The organism is Pseudarthrobacter sp. O4, assembly GCF_050157025.1.
Lineage (GTDB): Bacteria > Actinomycetota > Actinomycetes > Actinomycetales > Micrococcaceae > Arthrobacter.
Genome location: NZ_CP189591.1, coordinates 4,426,043 through 4,441,058, shown reverse-complemented (window position 1 = coordinate 4,441,058; position 15,016 = coordinate 4,426,043). Strand labels below are relative to the sequence as shown.

The following is a 15,016-nucleotide window of genomic DNA, read 5'->3' as shown; positions in this document are numbered from 1 at the left end:
GTGGATCCGGCATCCATGTCTCAATGAGGAGTACCACGTGAGCCAAGCCCCGAGCAGCGGAAAACACAGCAGCGGAAAACCCAGCAGCGCGAATCCCCGCACCGTACGCGAGGTCGTCTTCGTCGACGGCGTCCGCACCCCGTTCGGCCGCGCCGGCGAGAAGGGCATCTATGCCGGAACCCGCGCCGACGACCTCGTGGTCAAGTGCATCCGCGAACTGATGCGCCGCAACCCGTCCCTGCCCGCCGAACGGATCGACGAGGTCGCCATCGCGGCCACCACGCAGACCGGCGACCAAGGCCTGACCATCGGCCGCACCGCGGCGCTGCTGGCCGGCCTGCCCCTCACGGTGCCCGGCTTCGCGATCGACCGGATGTGCGCCGGCGCCATGACCGCCGTGACCACGACGGCGAGCGGCATCGGCTTCGGCGCCTACGACGTCGTGATTGCCGGCGGCGTGGAACACATGGGCAACCACCCGATGGGTGCGGACGCGGACCCCAACCCGCGCTTCATGTCCGAACGGATCGTGGACCCGGCGGCCCTGAACATGGGAAACACCGCCGAAAACCTGCACGACCGCTTTCCCGCCGTCACCAGGGACCGTACCGACGCGTACGCCGTCGCGTCCCAGGACAAGCTGGCCGCCGCCTACGCCAACGGCCAGATCCAGCCGGATCTGGTACCCGTGGCCACCATGAAGCCGGGCCGGGGCTGGACCGTCAACACCGTGGACGAGCCCCCGCGCCCGGGCACCTCGGTTGAGGACCTCGCCATGCTCAAGACCCCCTTCCGTGCCCACGGCCGGGTCACCGCGGGCAATGCGGCGGGATTGAACGACGGCGCCACGGCCGCCCTGCTGGCCTCCGCGGAAGCCGCCGAGGAGCTCGGCCTGGCGGTCAAGATGCGCCTGGTCAGCTACGCCTTCGCCGGCGTGGAGCCCGAGGTGATGGGCATCGGCCCGGTTCCCGCCACCGAAAAGGCCCTGAAGAACGCCGGACTCGGCATCGGGGACATCGGGCTCTTCGAGATCAACGAGGCCTTCGCCGTCCAGGTGCTCAGCTTCCTGGACCACTTCGGCATCGCCGACGACGACCCCCGGGTCAACCGCTACGGCGGCGCGATCGCCGTCGGACACCCGCTCGCCTCCTCCGGCGTCCGCCTGATGAACCAGCTGGCGCGGCAGTTCGAGGAGGACCCCTCGGTCCGCTTCGGCATGACCACGATGTGTATCGGGCTGGGGATGGGCGCCACCGTGATCTGGGAAAACCCGCACCACGCCGAATACGGCAGAGCCGTTGACACAGAAGCCGTTGACACAGATGCAATTCAGGCAGACACCACCACCAAGACTGGAGCCGCAGCATGAGTGCCGCAGATTTCCGCAAGCTTGCCGATCTCTTCCCGAACGAGACGGTCACCCACTCCTACGTCCAGGACATCCAGCTGCCCGCCGTGGACGGCACCGGCCCCGGCACCTTCGCGCTGGTCACCCTGGACAACGGGCTGGACCACTCCAAGCCGACCACCCTGGGCCCCAACACCCTGATCGAACTCGGCCTCGTCCTGGAGGGGCTGAAGGAACGCGCCGCCCGCGGCGAGATCATGGGCGTGGGCGTCACCGGCAAGCCGTACTTCCTGGTAGCCGGGGCGGACCTGTCCACGGTCAAGTCCATCAGCGGCCGCGAACACGGGCTCTGGATGGCCCAGCTGGGCCACGAGGTCTACTCCACCCTGGCGAACCTCGGCGTCCCCAGCTTCGCCTTCATCAACGGCCTCGCCCTGGGCGGTGGGCTGGAGATCGCGCTCCAGTCCACCTACCGCACGGTGTCCACCGGCGCCGGCGCACTGGCGTTGCCCGAGGCCTTCATCGGCCTGATCCCCGGCTGGGGCGGCGTCTACCTCCTGCCGCGGCTCATCGGCCCCGAGAACGCCCTTAAGGTGATGATCGAGAACCCGCTGAGCAACAACCGCACCCTCACCGGGCCGCAGGCCTACCAGCTGGGAATGGCCGACGCGATGTTTGAGCCCGCAGACTTCATCGAGCAGTCCGTCGCCTGGGCCGCCAAGGTCATCTCCGGTGCCGTGACGCCGGAGCGGGCCAATGCCGTCGACCCCGCCGCTCCGGAGGTCGCCGCCCGCTGGGCGGACGCCGTCGCCGCCGGCCGCGAGTTCGTGGAAGGCAAGACCTCCAACGCCTCCCCGGCACCGGCGAAGGTCCTGGACGTCATGGAAGCCAACCGCACCCTGACGCAGGCGGAATCCGCGGAGCTCGAATGCGAGACGCTCGCGGATCTCATGCAGACCGACGAGTTCCGCTCCACCGTCTACGCGTTCCTGGACCTCGTGCAGCGGCGCTCCAAGCGTCCAGCCGGCGCCCCGGACCGCAAGCTCGCCCGCCCGGTGACGAAGATCGGCGTCGTGGGCGCCGGGCTGATGGCGAGCCAGCTGGCCCTGCTCTTCGCCCGCCAGTTCAAGGTTCCTGTTGTGCTGACGGACATTGACCAGGCCCGCGTGGACAAGGGCGTGGGTTACGTCCACGCCGAGGTGGACAAGCTCCTGGCAAAGCAACGGATCAGCCCCGACGCCGCCAACCGGACCCGGGCACTCGTGACCGGCTCCGTGTCCAAGGAGGCCTTCGCCGACGCCGACTTCGTCATCGAGGCGGTCTTTGAAGAACTCAACGTGAAGAAGCAGGTCTTCAAGGAGGTGGAGGCGATCGTCTCCCCCGAGTGCATCCTCGCCACCAACACCTCCTCACTGTCCGTCACCGCGATGGCCGAAGACCTCGAGCACCCGGAACGTCTCGTGGGTTTCCACTTCTTTAACCCGGTGGCCGTCATGCCGCTGCTGGAGATCGTCCGGGCGCCCAAGACCGACGACGCCGTGCTGGCCACGGCGTTTGAGCTCGCGAAGGGCCTCAAGAAGTCCGCCGTGCTGGTCAAGGACGCCCCGGCGTTCGTGGTCAACCGCATCCTGCTGCGCCTGATGGGCGAAGTGACGGCGGCCTTCGACGAGGGCACGCCCGCCGGGGTGGCGGACAATGCGCTGCGCCCGATGGGCCTGCCGATGACGCCGTTCGTCCTTGGCGCCATGGTTGGCCTGCCGGTGGCGCAGCATGTCCAGGAATCCCTGCACACCGCCTTCGGCGACCGTTTCCCGGTGTCCCAAAACCTGCAGACGCTGATCGACAACGGCGTGAAGTCCATCTGGGCGCCCGAAAAAGGTCCCGACGGCAATCCGTTCATTCCGGCCGAAACCCTGGCGCTGCTGTCCTTCGGCACCAGCCCGTCCACCGGCGAGGACGTGCTGCGCCGGACACAGGACGCGCTGGCAGAGGAAATCGGCCTGATGCTGGACGAGGGCGTCGTGGCCGGCCCCGAAGACATCGACCTGTGCATGATCCTCGGCGCCGGCTGGCCGATGTTCCTTGGCGGTATCACCCCTTACCTGGACCGGGTGGGGGCATCGGAGCGGGTCAACGGCAGGAAGTTCCTGGCCGCCGGCGTGGCGTCCGGGCCCGCTGCCTGATCAGCCCCCGGCGTTGTGCGCCAGCACCCCCGTCCGCACTGTTGATTGCCAGTGCGGACGGGGGTGCCGCCGCGTTTGGTGGCGCCGCAGTTACTGTCCTGGCGCCAGCGCCGGAGTCACTGTCCTGGCGCCGGGCGTCGCCGTCGTGCGTCAGATCTCGCGCAGCCGGCCGCCGTCGAGCCGCAGGATGCGGTGTGCGCCGGCCCGCGCGTAGCTGAGGTCGTGAGTGACCAGCACAACCGCGCCGCCCCGGGCCGTCGTGTCCTCGAGGGCCTGCCGCAGCCGCTCAAGCCCGTACCGGTCCAGCCCCACGGTTGGCTCGTCCAGGGCCAGTACGGCCGGTTCGCGGGCCAGCACCGTGGCCAGGGCAAGCAAGCGCTGTTGTGAGGCCGGCAGCTCCGCCGGGTGGGTCTCCGCGGCATCGGCCAGTCCGACGGCGGCCAGCGCCGCTTCCGCGCGGGTTGCGGCCCGCTCCGCTCCGAACAGCTTGCGGAGCCCGAAGCTCACCTCCCGGCGAACCGTCCGTTCAAAGAGCTGGTCCCGCGGCTGCTGGAACAGCAGCCCCACGGACGCGGCAACCCTACCGGTCGGGATGCCGGCGATGCTGCTCCCGGAAACCCGGACCTCCCCGGCCTCCGGGCTCAGCAGACCGTTGAAATGGCGCAACAGGGTTGACTTTCCTGCGCCGTTCGGGCCGGTGATGGCAACGATCTCCCCGGGCCGGACCGTCAGCTCGAGGTCCCGCAGCACAGCCGTCCGCGGCTCGGTTCCCGACGATCCGTGGGGGTCCGCGTAGCCGAAGCCGATGCCGCGCAGCTCCAAAGCCGGGGTGGTGTTGCGGGGCCCGCGGCTGGACATGTCCCTCCGGGGCGCCTTCGGGGAGGGCATGTCCGCTACAACGATGCCTGCCAGGGCCAGCACGGGCGCTTCCTGCAGCGCCACCGGTGCGCCCTGGGCCGTGATGGTGCCGCCGTCGAGGATGATCCAGTGTGCTGCGGTACGGGCCAGCCAGTCAGCGGTCTGGCTCAGCAGCACGACGGCGGTACCGGCGTCGAGCAGTCCCCTGATGAGCTCCTGGATCTGGGCCTCGCCTGACGGATCGAGGGAGGCCAGCGGCTCGTCGAGCACCAGCACTTCCGGGCCGGCAATCACGGCGCAGCCCAGGGCAAGGCGCCGCAGTTCCCCGCCGGAGAGCGTGGCGGGGTCCCGGTCCAGCAGACCTGCCAGGCCGGTGCGCGCGGCCGTGCTGGCCACCCCGCGGAGCATCTCGTCCCGCGGCGTGCCGTGGTTCTCAAGCCCGAAGGCGAGTTCCTCCGCCACGGTGGAGCGCACCGAGGACAGCATGGCGGCGGCGTCCTGCGGAACGAAGCCCACCCGCCGTGCCCACGCGCCGGAATCGATCCGGGGATCGTCCCCGGCGCCGCGGAACTCCAGGCACGTCGCACCGAGCTGCAGGCTGCCCCGGAGGCTGCCCGCAGGGCCAGGCCGCAGCCAGCCGGCCAGCAGCTTTCCCAGCGTCGTCTTTCCGCTGCCGGAGCCGCCCAGGACCGCTGTCAGCGTACCCGGGGTGGCAACCAGCCCGATCCCGCGGAGCACGGGGGCGGTGTCCCCGTGGAAAGTGAACGATTCGAGGCTCGCGCCCAGGGCCGGCCAGGCGGCGGCAGTCACGACGTCCACCCGGCCGGCCATGAGGCGGCGAACCGCAGGGCGACGGCGGCGGCAGCGAGCAGCAGGGCCGCCGCCCGGACCAGCCGTTGGCCGGGCGGGTCCGCGACCTCGCGGTAGCTGGTCCGCGGACCGGTGCTGCCGAAGCCCCGGGCGTCGAGGGCCTGGGAACGGGTGCCGGCATCCTCGATCAGCCCCAGGACCAGCGGAACCATCTGCAGCCGCACGGCCCCGAGCCGGGACAGCACCCCGCCGCGGAGGACCAGCCCGCGGGCTTCCTGCGCCTGCCGGATGCGGTCGAGCCGGCCTGCGATGGCCGGCAGCAGCGTCAGGGTGGATGCCAGGACGAAGCCAAGCTGCGGCGGCACCCGCCGCGCCGAGAGTGCGGCAACGAGGTCAGGAATACTGACCGTACAAGAGAACAGCAGCAGGACCAGCACGCAGGCGGCCGTGCGCGTACCCAGCTCCAGGGCGAAGCTCAACCCTTCCGCCGTCACCCGTGCCGGACCCCAGGCGGCAAGGACGGTGTGCCCTTCGGGAAAGAACAGCCCGTGCAGGACCAGGAGGGACAGCCACAGGGGGGCCAGGATCACGGCTGCCGCCGTCAGCACCCGGGTCCCGACCCCGGCGCGGACGGCCAGCAGCGCCGCCCCGAGGGCGACGGCGACGGACAGCGGCCAGCTTGCTGCCGCCGTCGTGATGACCGCGGTGCAGCCGGCCGCAGTCAGTGCGGTGAGCGGGTGCAGGGTGGAGCGCATTCTTCCGGCGGGCACGGCTCAGGCTTCGGGCGTTCCCGGGGCCTTGCCGGCAAGCACGCGGAAGCGCCGGACGAAGGGGAACTGGAAGGCGGTGCGTCGCGGCAGGGCATAGACGAGCAGCGCGGCGATGACGAAGACGATCGCCTTGTCCATCGGGTCCGAGATCAGCGCCTGCTTGGTGATGGCCGCGAGCAGGGTGTCGCCCATGGCGCGGAAGGCGCTGACGATCGCACCGGTGCCCACGCCGGAGGTGCCGCCGAAGACGAAGGCGGCGATCGGTGCGGAGACGACGCCGGCGAGGATGCCGGTAATGAACCCCGCGACCGGTGCCAGGTAGAAGCGGCGGAACAGTCCGCTGCGCGCGGCCACGCCGGCCAGGAAGCCGATCAGGGCTGCGCCGGCGGCGAAGGGCAGGACAGTGGGGTTGAAGAAGGACCACACGACGCTGCTGAGCGCTCCGGTGGCGGCACCGGCAGCGGGACCGGCCAGGACGGCGATCAGGACCGTGCCGATCGCGTCGAAGTAGAACGGCAGCCCGGTGCTGCCCATGAGCTGGCCGAGGACCACGTTCAAGATCAGCGCCACGGGCATCAGGACCACGGTGGAGGTAGGGAGGACCGGCAGCACGGCGACGATCAGCAGCACGGCGCCGAGCAGGAATCCGCCGAGCGCCACGAGCGCGGAGAAGCTCGCCGGGCCGTTGGCGATGTCCGCCGGCTGGGTGAGGACAAGGAAGATGTACGTGGCCGCGATGGCGGCAGCCCCGGCCAGTTCCAGCAGGCGGCGTCGGCCGGCCGGGTGCCCGGAGTAGGGGTCAGATCCGGGGCCGGAGCCGGGGATGGTCAGGGACTGCGGTGACATGGGGATGGTCCTTCGGCTGGGTAGCTGCAACATCCGCCTATGTCACCTCGGCGCAGCTACCATCCTAGCGAGCAGCGGACCGTGCTGTGAACGGGTGTCGCGGCGGAGTGCCCGCTACCGGCCGCCGAGCCGGCGGGCCAGGGCGCCGACCGAGGAGATCAGCTCGGCAAAACATTGCTCCGGATCGTTGGAGGCCACGATCCGTGCGTTGGGAGGCAGTCCCCAGAGTCCCCGGTAGTCGGCCACCGTGGTGCCGATGAGCAGCGGCGAGGAGGTTTCGACGTCGACCGTTGCCAGCCGCGCCGTGAGCTCGGTGCGGCCGACGGCGGCGCAGGCCGCGAAGGCGTCATGCATGTGCGCCACGTAGCCCTGATCGTAGAGGCGGTGGAACTCCATGTAGAACCGGATCGCGTCGGACAGGCAGGCGACGAGCGGGCTGCTGGAGGTGCTGCGGAGCCCCTCGGGCTGGCCCGGCAGGACCAGTTCCGGGCCGTCGGCGCCGGCGGCTTCGGCGAGCCGGCGCAGGTGCTCCGGCCGCATTTCGATCCGCTCCGTGGTTTCCAGCGCGCACACCAGCGGGAGCTTGTCCTTGGGCAGGCCGCGGTAGGCCGCGAAGACTTCCCGGGCGGCGTGCGGGTCCACCGAGACGTTCCACTCGGCCGTCGGGGTGGTGTTGCCCTGGTAGTAGAAGCTCCCGCCCATGATGACGAGTCCCTTGAGCAGCCGCGGCAGTTCCGGTTCCCGGCGCAGGGCCAGGGCGAAGTTGGTCAACGGCCCGGTGATGAGCCCGGTCAGCTCCCCCGGGTGTGCCCGGGCTTCCTGTACCCAGACGTCGACGGCGTGCCGGGCCGAGATCTGCTGGGCGGCCGGCGGCAGTTCGGCGTAGCCGATCCCCTGCGGCCCGTGCGTTTCCTCGGTGGTCACCAGCGGGATCTCCAGGGGCACCTCGGCACCGATGGCGACCTCCACGCCGGGGCGGCCGCACAGCTCCAGCAGGGCCAGGTTATTCAGCGCCACCTGGCGGGCGCCCACATTGCCGGCGGTGCAGGTGACGGCCTGGACGTGCACCTCCGGGCGGGACAGCAGGTACACGAGGGCCAGCGCGTCGTCGATTCCGGTGTCGACGTCCATCAGCACGGAATGCGTCAGCACGGATTCACCAGTAAGGGTTTCACCAGTAAGAACAGTCCCACCCAGAGCAATCCCACTTAGAACAGGGCGACCTTCGGCGTCCGCGGGAAGAGGTCGTCGAGTTCTGCCAGTTCCGCGGCACTCGGGATCCAGGCCACGGCCGCGGCGTTCTGCCGGACCTGCTCGGGCCGGGTGGCGCCGGCGATGATGCTGCTGACGGACGGCTGGGCCGCAAGCCAGGAGAACGCGACCTGGATCTCGTTGAAGCCCCGCTCAAGGGCGAAGGCGCTGAAGCTGTCCAGCTGCTCCCAGTCGGCGTCGTGGACGAGGTTGGTCCGGGTGTGGCTCAGCCGCGAGCCAGCCGGCGCCTTGCCCGGGGCGTACTTGCCGGTCAGCAGGCCGTTGGCCAGCGGGAAGTACGGCAGCACCCCCAGTCCGTAGGCAACCGCTGCGGGGGTGACCTCAAGTTCGGCGCGGCGGTCCAGCAGGTTGTAGTGGTTCTGGCTGGAGATGAAGCGTGCTCCCCCGCGGGCCCGCGCCACGAATTCGGCCTCGGCGATCTGCCAGCCGGCCCGGTTCGAGTGGCCGACGTAGCGGACCTTGCCGCTCGTCACCAGCTCGTCCAGGGCTGCGAGCGTCTCGTCGATGGGTGTCAGCGGGTCCGGCGTGTGGAACTGGTACAGGTCGATCCAGTCCGTGTCCAGCCGGCGCAGGGAGGCCTCGGCGGCCTTGATGATGTAGCGGCGGGATCCGCGGGCGCCGAAGTCGTTGCCGTTCGTTCCGCGCATGTCCATGCCGAACTTGGTGCCGATGACGGCGTCGTCGCGGCGGCCGGCGAGGGCCTTGCCCAGCATCGTCTCGCTGAGGCCGGGTTCCCGGCCGTAGCTGTCGGCGACGTCGAAGAAGGTGATGCCGGCGTCCAGCGCGGCATGCACGACGGCGTCGGTCCCCTCCTGCGACTCGGTGGCCGTATTGGACCGGCCAAGGTTGTTACAGCCAAGCCCTACGACGGAGACGGTCAGTCCGGAATTTCCCACGCGGCGGTATTCAGTCATGGGATTCAGCCTATAACGGCCCGGCGCCGCCCCGCCTCAGCCGGCCGAGAGTTCCAGTCCGTGGTCGTCCAGGGCGTCCTGCAGCTGGGCCATGGTGCGCGGGCAGACCCCTGCCATGCCGGCGAGTTGGCGTTCGCCCAGCTGCACCAGTTGCTCCAGGGTTTCCACCCCGGCGTGCGCAAGGGATCTGCGGGCCGGTGCCGCAATCCCGCGTGGAAGCGGGGTGCGGCCCGGTTCAAAGGATTTCGATTCAAAGGATTTGGGCGTCATTGCGGTTACCTTCCAGTTGGTTGCCCCCAAACTGATGTGACCCTTACGGTGTGAACTGACGAGCGGTGCGAACCAGTGGAGTGGACTACGGGTGTGGACTACAGGTGTGGACTAGTGGAGTGGACTACAGGCTGAAACCGTTGGCGGGCTTCGGTGAGTGCTTGAGCTTGAAGGACGTCTCACCGAACGGCGCGGCGCCGATGCTCAGCTTGGTGAAGTCGAGATCCTCGCCGCGGATGCACACCTTAATGGCGTTGACGGCCTTGTTGACGTCCGGGGTGAGACAGAAGATGTTGAGTTTGGCGTCGGAAAATTCGGAGCGGTCCACGATCCCCAGCCCGCGCCAGGCCAGATGGCTGATGAGCGCGTCCTTGGCTTTTTCTTCCAGGTAACGGTCGCGGTCGGTGCCGTCCTTGGTCTTCAGTGCGTACTGGGCCACCACCCAGAACTGCTCCTCCTCGGGGATTTCGGCGTAGCCGTCCTCGGCGCACTGCACCGCGAAGGCGTCCATGAGCCCCTCGGCAGCGGCGGCGTCGGCGACGTCGGTCTCATCGGTTTTGCTTTGGTGCCCGACGACGCCGTGATTCATCACAAACTGGCTGTAGTCCTCGTCAAACCAGGCTTCCCTGAACTCAAGGACCCCTTCTTCGTTGCGTTTGTAGACCCGGATAATGCCGCTCATGTGCCAGTTCCTTCCTGGACCGTGCCGCAACGGCACCACTGGGGCGCCGTCGGACGGTGTTGCTGTTCGGACGGTTGCTGTTCAGACATGCTGGTTAAAGCAGCGGCAGGCTGCCGGTGCTGGGGTGTTCCTGCCCGGGCAGGGGGCGGGCGAACGGCACCTTGGTCCCAAGGACCTGGGCGACGACGTCGTGCGTGACCCTCTGGGCGGTCAATCCAACCCGCTCCAGCACCTGGCTGCGGGTTCCGTGGTCCAGGAATTCCACCGGAAGCCCCACCTCGTTCAGTGCGGTGTCCACCCCGGCGGCCCGCATCTCCTGCCGGATCCGGGAGCCAACGCCGCCGGCGCGCACCCCGTCCTCGATGCAGATGACCAGGCGGTGGTGCGAGGCGAGGGCGATGATGGACTTGCGGACGGGCAGCAGCCAGCGGGGGTCCACCACGGTGGAGCTGATGCCCTGGGCGCCGAGCCGGTTGGAGACGTCCAGGGCGAGTTCGGACATCGCCCCGACGCTGACAATCAGCACGTCGTTTTCGGTCGAACCGGCGGGGCGGCGTGCCAGTACGTCCACGCCGTCGCTGAGCCGCTCGATGGCTTCCACCTCGGCCCCGACGCTGCCCTTGGAATAGCGGATCACGCTGGGCGCGTTCTCGATCGCGACGGCCTCGCGGAGTTCCTCGCGCAGCCGGCTGGCGTCGCGCGGGGCAGCAAGGTGCAGTCCCGGGACGATCTGGACCATGGCCATGTCCCACATGCCGTGATGGCTGGCGCCGTCGGGCCCCGTGACCCCGGCGCGGTCCAGGACCATTGTCACACCGGCTTTGTGCAAGGCCACATCCATGAGCAGCTGGTCGAAGGCGCGGTTGAGGAAAGTCGCGTAAAGGCTGACCACCGGGTGCAGTCCCCCAAAAGCCATGCCGGCGGCGGAGGTGAGCGCGTGCTGTTCGGCGATGCCGACGTCGAACACCCGCTCGGGGTGACGTGCGGCGAACTTGTGCAGCCCGACCGGGATCAGCATGGCGCCGGTGATGCCGACGATGTCCTTGCGTTCGTCCGCGATGTCCGCGATCTCGTCCGCGAAGACGGAAGTCCAGGATTTCGCGCCGCCGGCCTCGGTGGGCTCGCCCGTCTCCGGGTCGATGATGCCGACGGCGTGGAACTGGTCCGCCTCGTGCGCCCGGGCCGGCGCGTAGCCGTGGCCCTTCTCCGTCATGGCGTGGACAATCACGGGTCCGGCGTAGTTCTTCGCGGTGGAGAGGGCATGTTCCATGGCCTGGAGGTTGTGGCCGTCCACCGGGCCGATGTACTTCATCCCGAGGTCCTCGAACATGCCCTGAGGCGCCCACCAGTCCTTGATGCCCTTCTTCATGGCATGGAGGCTGCGGTAGGTGAACTGGCCCGCGGGTCCGCCGCTCTGCAGCTTCCGACGCCACCAGTCCAGGGTGCCTTCGTAGGCGGGCGCGGCGCGGAAGGAATCGATGGTGGGGCGCAGCGAGGCAAGATAGTCCGCGAAGCCACCGACCGTCGGGGCGTATGAGCGGCCGTTGTCGTTGACGACGATCACGACGCGGCGCTTCTTGTCCGCGGCAATGTTGTTGATGGCCTCCCAGGCCATGCCCCCGGTCAGGGCACCGTCGCCCACGACGGCGATGACGTAGCGGTCGCCGTCGCCAGTCAGCGCCCGGGCCCGGGAGATCCCGTCAGCCCAGGACAGGGAGGAGGAGGCGTGCGAGCTTTCGACGATGTCGTGCTCGGACTCGGCGCGGTCCGGGTAGCCGGACAGTCCGCCCTGCTGGCGGAGGGTGCTGAAGTCCTGCCGGCCTGTCAGGAGTTTGTGGACGTAGGACTGGTGGCCGGTGTCGAAGACGATGCTGTCGCGGGGCGAGTCGAAGATCCGGTGCACCGCGATGGTCAGCTCAACGACGCCGAGGTTCGGGCCGAGGTGGCCTCCGGTCTGGGAGACGTTGCCGATCAGGAAGTCCCTGACCTCCGCTGCCAGCTTATCCAGCTGCGCCTCGGACAACTTGCTCAGGTCCTGCGGATTCCGGATGGTCTCCAAGATTCCCAACGGCCCCTCCTTCGAGTGGTAGACATACCTTTTAACTCTAACGCCTCCGGAGGTGCCCGGGTGCCGGAACGTGAAGGCCCCGGCCGGTCATTGACCGGCCGGGGCCTTCACTGGTGCTGTTCCTCCCGCAGGGAGAGGGATTCTCCCCTAGTTGGCGGAGATCTGGCGCAGCACGTACTGCAGGATGCCGCCGTTGCGGTAGTAGTCCGCCTCGCCCGGAGTATCGATGCGCAGGACGGCATCGAAGGACTTGACTGAGCCGTCTTCGGCCGTTGCCGTGACCTTGAGCGTCTTCGGCGTGGTGCCTTCGTTGAGGGCGGTGACGCCCTCGACGGCGAAGGCTTCCGTACCGGTCAGGCCCAGGGTGGCAGCGGATTCGCCAGCCGGGTACTGCAGGGGCAGGACACCCATGCCGATCAGGTTGGAGCGGTGGATCCGCTCGTAGCTTTCGGCCACCACAGCCTTTACGCCCAGCAGAGCCGTGCCCTTGGCTGCCCAGTCACGTGACGAGCCGGAGCCGTACTCCTTACCCGCCAGGACCACCAGCGGGGTGCCGGCTGCCTGGTAGTTCTGCGCGGCGTCGTAGACGTAGGCCTGCGCCCCGTCTGCCTGCGTGAAGTCCCGGGTGAAGCCACCCTCGACGCCGGCGCCATCGTTGAAGTCAGCGAGCAGCTGGTTCTTGATCCGGATATTGGCGAAGGTGCCGCGGATCATGACCTCGTGGTTGCCACGGCGTGAGCCGTAGGAGTTGAAGTCCTTGCGCTCCACGCCGTTGGCCAGCAGGTACTGGCCGGCCGGGGTGTCCGACTTGAAGGAGCCGGCCGGGGAGATGTGGTCGGTGGTCACCGAATCGCCGAGCTTCAGCAGCACACGGGCGCCGGTGATGTCGGTGACAGCATCCGGCTCAGCCTTCATGCCGTCGAAGTACGGGGGCTTCCGCACGTAGGTGGACTTCGGGTCCCAGGCGAAGGTGTCGCCGGCCGGGGTGTCGAGCGCCTTCCAGCGTGCGTCGCCGTCGAAGACGCCCTCGTAGCCGCGGGCGAACATGTCCTTGTCGATGGAGGAATCGATGACCTGCTGGACCTCGACCGGGTTCGGCCAGATGTCCTTCAGGAAAACGTCGTTTCCGGCCTCGTCCTTGCCGAGTGAATCGGTGTCAAAGTCGAAGTCCATGGAACCGGCCAAGGCGTAGGCGATGACCAGCGGCGGGGAGGCCAGATAGTTCATCTTCACGTCCGGGTTGATCCGGCCTTCGAAGTTGCGGTTACCGGACAGCACCGCAGTGACCGAAAGGTCGTTGGCCTGGATGGCCTCGGAGATTTCGGCGTCGAGCGGACCGGAGTTGCCGATGCAGGTAGCGCAGCCGTAGCCGACGATGTAGAAGCCAAGCTTCTCCAGGTACGGCGTCAGGCCCGACTTGTTGTAGTAGTCGGTGACGACCTTGGAACCGGGGGCCACGGACGTCTTGACCCAGGGCTTGGACATCAGGCCCTTGTCGACGGCGTTGCGGGCCAGCAGTGCGGCGGCCAGCATCACCGAAGGGTTGGACGTGTTGGTGCAGGACGTGATCGAGGCGATGGAGACCGCTCCGTGGTCCAGCTCGAACTCGCGGCCGTCTTCGGTCTTGATGTGCACCGGGTTGCTCGGACGCCCGTGGGCGCCGTTCGCCGCGGACTCCACGCGGGCGATTTCCGTGGGGTGGGAATCGGCGTGGGTGAACGAGGGCGGGTCCGAGGCGGGGAAGGACTCGTCCAGGGACTCGTCCACGCTGCCGTCTTCGAGCGACACGTAGTTGTGGATGTCCTTGCGGAACTGTTCCTTGGCCTCCGTGAGCTCGATGCGGTCCTGGGGACGCTTCGGGCCGGAGATGGAGGGAACAACCGTGGACAGGTCCAGCTCGAGGTACTCGGAGAACTTGATCTCGCGGGAGGGATCGTGCCAGAGGCCCTGTTCCTTCGCGTAGGACTCAACGAGGGCCACGTTCTCGTCGGACCGGCCGGTGAGGCGCAGGTACTCGAGCGTGACGTCGTCGATCGGGAACATGGCGGCGGTGGAACCGAACTCCGGGCTCATGTTGCCGATCGTGGCGCGGTTGGCCAGCGGCACAGCCGCGACGCCTTCGCCGTAGAACTCGACGAACTTGCCGACCACACCGTGCTTGCGCAGCTGTTCGGTGATGGTCAGGACGACGTCGGTGGCGGTGGCGCCGGCCGGAATGGATCCGGTCAGCTTGAAGCCCACGACGCGCGGGATCAGCATGGAGACGGGCTGGCCGAGCATGGCGGCCTCGGCCTCGATGCCGCCCACGCCCCAGCCCAGCACGCCCAGGCCGTTGACCATGGTGGTGTGTGAGTCGGTGCCGACGCAGGTGTCCGGGTAGGCCCGGACGACTGTGCCTGTCTCGGTGTCCACCTCGCGGGTCATGACGGTGCGGGCCAGGTACTCGATGTTGACCTGGTGCACGATGCCGGTTCCCGGCGGGACGACCTTGAAGTCGTCAAACGCGGTCTGGCCCCACCGCAGGAACTGGTACCGCTCGCCGTTGCGCTGGTACTCGATCTCCATGTTGCGCTCCAGCGCGCCGGAGTTGCCGAAGGCATCGATCTGCACGGAGTGGTCGATCACCATTTCCGCCGGTGCCAGCGGGTTGACCCGCTTGGGGTCTCCACCGAGTTCCTTGACGGCCTCGCGCATGGTGGCAAGGTCCACAACGCAGGGCACGCCAGTGAAGTCCTGCATGATCACGCGCGCCGGCGTGAACTGGATTTCAGTGTCGGGCTCCGCGCTGGGGTCCCAGCCGGCCAGTGCTCGGACGTGGTCGGCCGTGATGTTGGCGCCGTCCTCGGTCCTCAACAGGTTTTCAAGCAATACCTTGAGGCTGAACGGAAGGTTTTCTGCACCTTCAACGGAGTTCAACCGGAAAATTTCGTATTCGGTACCGGCTACATTAAGTTTGCCTTTTGAACCGAAGCTGTCCACAATGCTCATCGCAGGA

Annotated in this window: 11 protein-coding genes; 2 read left to right on the top strand and 9 right to left on the bottom strand. The window is 68.4% G+C overall.

The features are described 5' to 3' along the window. Positions 1-37: 37 nt before the first annotated feature. Both ACQCSU_RS20490 and ACQCSU_RS20485 read left to right on the top strand, forming a co-directional pair. On the top strand, positions 38-1,369 hold the full coding sequence (locus tag ACQCSU_RS20490; protein ID WP_426977166.1) for a thiolase family protein: 1,332 nt from the start codon (positions 38-40) through the stop codon (positions 1,367-1,369). Further along, positions 1,366-3,531: a 3-hydroxyacyl-CoA dehydrogenase NAD-binding domain-containing protein gene (locus ACQCSU_RS20485; RefSeq protein WP_426977164.1), complete on the top strand. Its 2,166-nt coding sequence runs from the start codon at positions 1,366-1,368 to the stop codon at positions 3,529-3,531. Before ACQCSU_RS20490 ends, ACQCSU_RS20485 begins: the two co-directional genes overlap by 4 nt. A 150-nt stretch (positions 3,532-3,681) precedes the next feature. Here ACQCSU_RS20485 and ACQCSU_RS20480 read toward each other — a convergent pair whose 3' ends face one another. The 9 genes from ACQCSU_RS20480 to acnA form a co-directional block, all read right to left on the bottom strand. Beyond that, on the bottom strand, positions 3,682-5,199 hold the full coding sequence (locus ACQCSU_RS20480; protein ID WP_426977162.1) for an ABC transporter ATP-binding protein: 1,518 nt from the start codon (positions 5,197-5,199) through the stop codon (positions 3,682-3,684). Next, on the bottom strand, positions 5,196-5,954 hold the full coding sequence (locus tag ACQCSU_RS20475; protein ID WP_426979878.1) for an energy-coupling factor transporter transmembrane component T: 759 nt from the start codon (positions 5,952-5,954) through the stop codon (positions 5,196-5,198). The genes ACQCSU_RS20480 and ACQCSU_RS20475 overlap by 4 nt, the downstream gene beginning before the upstream one ends. Positions 5,955-5,972: 18 nt before the next feature. After that, positions 5,973-6,815: an ECF transporter S component gene (locus ACQCSU_RS20470; RefSeq protein ID WP_426977161.1), complete on the bottom strand. Its 843-nt coding sequence runs from the start codon at positions 6,813-6,815 to the stop codon at positions 5,973-5,975. A 114-nt stretch (positions 6,816-6,929) separates the two neighbouring features. Further along, positions 6,930-7,946 carry a nucleoside hydrolase gene (locus ACQCSU_RS20465; RefSeq protein WP_426979877.1) on the bottom strand — a complete coding sequence of 339 codons (1,017 nt, stop codon included), beginning with the start codon at positions 7,944-7,946 and terminating at the stop codon, positions 6,930-6,932. A gap of 77 nt (positions 7,947-8,023) precedes the next feature. Next, positions 8,024-9,001: an aldo/keto reductase gene (locus ACQCSU_RS20460; protein WP_426977160.1), complete on the bottom strand. Its 978-nt coding sequence runs from the start codon at positions 8,999-9,001 to the stop codon at positions 8,024-8,026. A gap of 36 nt (positions 9,002-9,037) precedes the next feature. Beyond that, on the bottom strand, positions 9,038-9,271 hold the full coding sequence (locus tag ACQCSU_RS20455; protein WP_426977158.1) for a hypothetical protein: 234 nt from the start codon (positions 9,269-9,271) through the stop codon (positions 9,038-9,040). A gap of 124 nt (positions 9,272-9,395) precedes the next feature. Continuing rightward, positions 9,396-9,953, bottom strand: a complete 558-nt coding sequence (locus tag ACQCSU_RS20450; protein ID WP_426977156.1) for a hypothetical protein — start codon at positions 9,951-9,953, stop codon at positions 9,396-9,398. A 94-nt stretch (positions 9,954-10,047) separates the two neighbouring features. Continuing rightward, positions 10,048-12,021, bottom strand: coding sequence for a 1-deoxy-D-xylulose-5-phosphate synthase (gene dxs / locus ACQCSU_RS20445; protein WP_426977155.1), 1,974 nt, complete (start codon positions 12,019-12,021; stop codon positions 10,048-10,050). Positions 12,022-12,168: 147 nt separating this feature from the next. Further along, complete coding sequence (gene acnA, locus ACQCSU_RS20440) at positions 12,169-15,009, bottom strand: aconitate hydratase AcnA (RefSeq protein ID WP_426977154.1); 2,841 nt, start codon at positions 15,007-15,009, stop codon at positions 12,169-12,171. Positions 15,010-15,016: the final 7 nt, after the last annotated feature.

What these genes read in the sequence shown, in the direction of transcription:
- ACQCSU_RS20470 (WP_426977161.1), bottom strand. Translation starts at nt 6,815, where the DNA reads ATGTCACCGCAGTCCCTGACCATCCCCGGCTCCGGCCCCGGATCTGAC.
- ACQCSU_RS20475 (WP_426979878.1), bottom strand. Translation starts at nt 5,954, where the DNA reads ATGCGCTCCACCCTGCACCCGCTCACCGCACTGACTGCGGCCGGCTGC.
- ACQCSU_RS20450 (WP_426977156.1), bottom strand. Translation starts at nt 9,953, where the DNA reads ATGAGCGGCATTATCCGGGTCTACAAACGCAACGAAGAAGGGGTCCTT.
- ACQCSU_RS20465 (WP_426979877.1), bottom strand. Translation starts at nt 7,946, where the DNA reads ATGGACGTCGACACCGGAATCGACGACGCGCTGGCCCTCGTGTACCTG.
- ACQCSU_RS20455 (WP_426977158.1), bottom strand. Translation starts at nt 9,271, where the DNA reads ATGACGCCCAAATCCTTTGAATCGAAATCCTTTGAACCGGGCCGCACC.
- ACQCSU_RS20485 (WP_426977164.1), top strand. Translation starts at nt 1,366, where the DNA reads ATGAGTGCCGCAGATTTCCGCAAGCTTGCCGATCTCTTCCCGAACGAG.
- ACQCSU_RS20460 (WP_426977160.1), bottom strand. Translation starts at nt 9,001, where the DNA reads ATGACTGAATACCGCCGCGTGGGAAATTCCGGACTGACCGTCTCCGTC.
- acnA (WP_426977154.1), bottom strand. Translation starts at nt 15,009, where the DNA reads ATGAGCATTGTGGACAGCTTCGGTTCAAAAGGCAAACTTAATGTAGCC.